General features: G+C 73.3%; 3 protein-coding genes. All 3 read left to right on the plus strand.

Annotated elements, in window-relative coordinates; genetic code table 11:
- A partial coding sequence (locus B7X32_RS19660; protein ID WP_292723618.1) for a TlyA family RNA methyltransferase occupies positions 1–720 on the plus strand: 720 nt, incomplete at its 5' end.
- A complete protein-coding gene (locus tag B7X32_RS19665) occupies positions 717–1,625 on the plus strand; it encodes an NAD kinase (RefSeq protein WP_292723620.1) in 909 nt (302 codons plus the stop codon). The genes B7X32_RS19660 and B7X32_RS19665, both read left to right, overlap by 4 nt.
- Positions 1,622–3,307 (plus strand): DNA repair protein RecN, encoded by a 1,686-nt coding sequence (recN, locus tag B7X32_RS19670; RefSeq protein WP_292723622.1) that lies wholly within the window; start codon positions 1,622–1,624, stop codon positions 3,305–3,307. Before B7X32_RS19665 ends, recN begins: the two co-directional genes overlap by 4 nt.
- Positions 3,308–3,358: the final 51 nt, after the last annotated feature.

Here is a 3,358-nt window from a genome sequence, read left to right on the forward strand (position 1 = left end):
AACGGGAAGCCGGTGGTCAAGGCGTCCACCAAGGTCGAGGACGGCGACGCGATCGATGTGGCCGGTGCCGACCACTACGTCAGCCGCGGCGCGCACAAGCTCGTCGCCGCGCTGGACGGATTCGGCCTCGATCCCGCCGGGCGGCTGGCCCTGGACATGGGGGCGTCCACCGGCGGCTTCACGCAGGTCCTGCGGGAGCGCGGGGCGCGCCGCGTGCTCGCGGTCGACGTCGGGCACGATCAGCTGGCCCCGTCGGTCCGCCAGGATCCGGCGGTCGTGGCCGTGGAGGGGTTCAACGTCCGGCACATGGACGCCGAGGTCCTCGTCGCGGCAACGGGGGAGAGCGCTCGGCCCTCGCTCGTGGTCGGCGACCTGTCGTTCATCTCGCTGACGCTCGTGCTCCCGGCGATCGCGGCCACGGCGGAGCCGGACGCCGACGTCGTGCTGCTCGTGAAGCCGCAGTTCGAAGTCGGGCGCACCGCGGTGCGGGGCGGTCTCGTGACCAACCCCGCGATCCGTGCCGATGCGGTCGCCCGCGTGCTGTGGAGCGCGTGGGATCAGGGATTCGGGGTCCGCGGACTGCTCCCGTCGCCGATCCTCGGCACGCACGGCAACGCCGAGTACCTGGTGCATCTGCGCGCGGGGGATCGCGCCCGCGGCAGCGCAGGCAATCCGACAGAATGGATGAGCACGATCGACGAGATGGCAGGAGGCCGATGAACGAGCGCAGGATCCTCGTCGTCGCACATGCGCGCCGTGACGAGACCGTGCAGGCCGCCAGGCGCGTGGTCTCGGCCCTTCGCGGCGCAGGCGCCAGACCGGTCCTCTCCGCGGAGGACCGCGCCGATCTCACCGCGGAGGACGACTTCTTCGCCGAGGTCGACGTGCTCGGAGCGGACATCCCGGTCGAGGACATCGAGCTCGCGATCGTGCTGGGCGGCGATGGAACGATTCTGCGCGCGGCGGAACTCGTCCGCGAAGGGACGGCGCCGATCCTCGGCATCAACATGGGGCACGTGGGCTTCCTCGCCGAGATCGAACGCGACGACATGGACGCCGCGGTCGCGCGCGTCATCGACCGCGACTACTCGGTCGAGGAGCGCATGGCGCTCGCCGTGCGGGTGAAGGACGCGGACGGCGCCGTGGTCTACAGCACGTGGGCGCTCAACGAGGCGACGGTGGAGAAAGCCAGCCGCGAGCGCATGATCGAGGTGGTCGTCGAGATCGACGGGCGCCCGCTCACCAGCTTCGGCTGCGACGGCATGGTGGTGTCCACGCCGACCGGCGCGACCGCATACAACTTCTCGGCGGGCGGACCGGTGATCTGGCCGGGCGTCGAGGCCATCGCCGTGGTGCCGCTGTCGGCGCACGCCCTGTTCGCGCGGCCGCTCGTGGTCGCGCCGGGCGCACCCGTCGCGATCGAGCTGCTGGACCGCAACGACGGCGCCGCGATGCTGTGGTGCGACGGGCGGCGCTCGCACGAGCTGCCGCGCGGCGCGCGGGTCATCGTCCGGCGCTCCTCGCGTCCTGTGCGTCTCGCGCGGCTGCACCCGAGCGTGTTCACGGATCGGCTGGTGCGCAAGTTCCAGCTCCCGGTCTCGGGCTGGCGGGGGGCCGACGCATGATCGAGGAGATGCGCCTGCGCGACCTCGGCGTGATCGCCGAGGCCGTCCTGCCGATCGGGCCCGGCTTCACCGCGATCACGGGTGAGACCGGCGCCGGCAAGACCATGGTCGTGACGGGCCTGGGGCTCCTGCTGGGGGCGAGGGCGGATTCCGGCGCCGTGCGCGCCGGTGCCGCGCAGGCCTCCGTCGCGGGCGTGTGGATCGTGCCGAGCGCGGGCTCCGTCGCCGACACCGTCGCCGATGCGGGCGGCGAGCTCGAGCCCTATGACGACGCGCGCGGTGAGCTCTACGTCTCGCGGACGCTCACCGCCGAGGGGCGCAGCCGTGCGAGCGTCGGCGGTCGTGCCGCGCCGGCGGGCGTGCTGGCCGACCTCGCCGACGACCTGGTCGTCGTGCACGGACAGTCCGAGCAACTGCGCCTGCGGTCCGCGGCCGCGCAGCGCGACGCGCTCGACCGCTTCGGCGGATCCGCGATCGCACTCGTCCGGGCCGAGTACGAGAGCGCGTGGGAGCGCTGGCGCACCCTGTCGGCCCAGCTCGAGGAGATCAGCGGCAACCAGGAGCGGCGCAGGCAGGAGGCCGAGGATCTCCGCGAAGCGCTCGGGCTCATCGAGGCGACGGATCCCCAGCCGGGGGAGGACGACGCCCTCGCCGAGCGTGCGGAGCGCCTCGCCAACGCCGAGGAGCTGCGTCAGTCCGCGGCGATCGCCCGTGCCGCCCTCTCGGACGAGGACGGTGACAACGACGTCACGACGCTGGCGGCGGAGGCGCGCCGCGCCCTGGAGCGGGCGGGCGACCCGGAGCTGACGGCGATCGCCGAGAGTATCGCGGAGATCGGCTATCGCGCGACGGATATCGCGGCGCAGCTGAGCGGCTACCTCGCCGATCTCGACGAGTCAGGTCCGCACGAGCTGGCGGCCGTCGAGGAGCGCCGTGCGGCCCTCGCCGCCCTCGTACGCGCGCACGGCACGCTCGACGCCGCCCTCGAGCTCTGGAACACCGGATCCACCCGCCTCGCCGAGTTGGACGACGACTCCGACCACATCGAACGGCTCACGGTCGAACGAGATGCCGCACGAGCGGCCCTGGACGAGGCCGCCGCCGCACTCACCGCGACGCGCACCGAGGCCGCGGGCCGGCTCGGCACTGCCGTCACCGAGGAGCTGCATGCGCTCGCGATGCCGGACGCCCGCCTGGTCGTCGCCGTCACCGAGGGCGCCGAGAGCGCCCACGGGCGCGATGACGTCGCGATCCTGCTCGCCCCGCATCCCGGCGCGGATCCCCGTTCCGTCGCGAAGGGCGCTTCGGGAGGCGAGCTGTCGCGCGTGATGCTCGCGATCGAGGTCGTCATCGCGGGGACCGATCCCGTCCCGACCTTCGTGTTCGACGAGGTCGACACCGGGATCGGCGGCGCGGCCGCGATCGAGGTCGGGCGGCGCCTCGCCCGTCTGGCGCGCACCTCCCAGGTGATCGCCGTCACGCACCTCGCCCAGGTGGCGGCGTTCGCGAACAACCACCTCAGCGTCGTGAAGGCGAACGACGGTCAGGTCACCGCCTCCAGCGTCCGCCGCCTCGCCGGCCAGGAGCGCGAGGCCGAGATGGCGCGGCTGCTCTCCGGGCTCACCGACTCGGGCGCGGCGCTCGAGCACGCCAGAGAGCTGCTCGCACTGCGCGAGGACTGAGCCGGTCGAGTCGGGCGGCTCAGGTCAGGTCGCGGACCGAGTGGCGCACGA

The organism is Microbacterium sp. 13-71-7 (assembly GCF_002257455.1).
Taxonomy (GTDB): domain Bacteria; phylum Actinomycetota; class Actinomycetes; order Actinomycetales; family Microbacteriaceae; genus Microbacterium.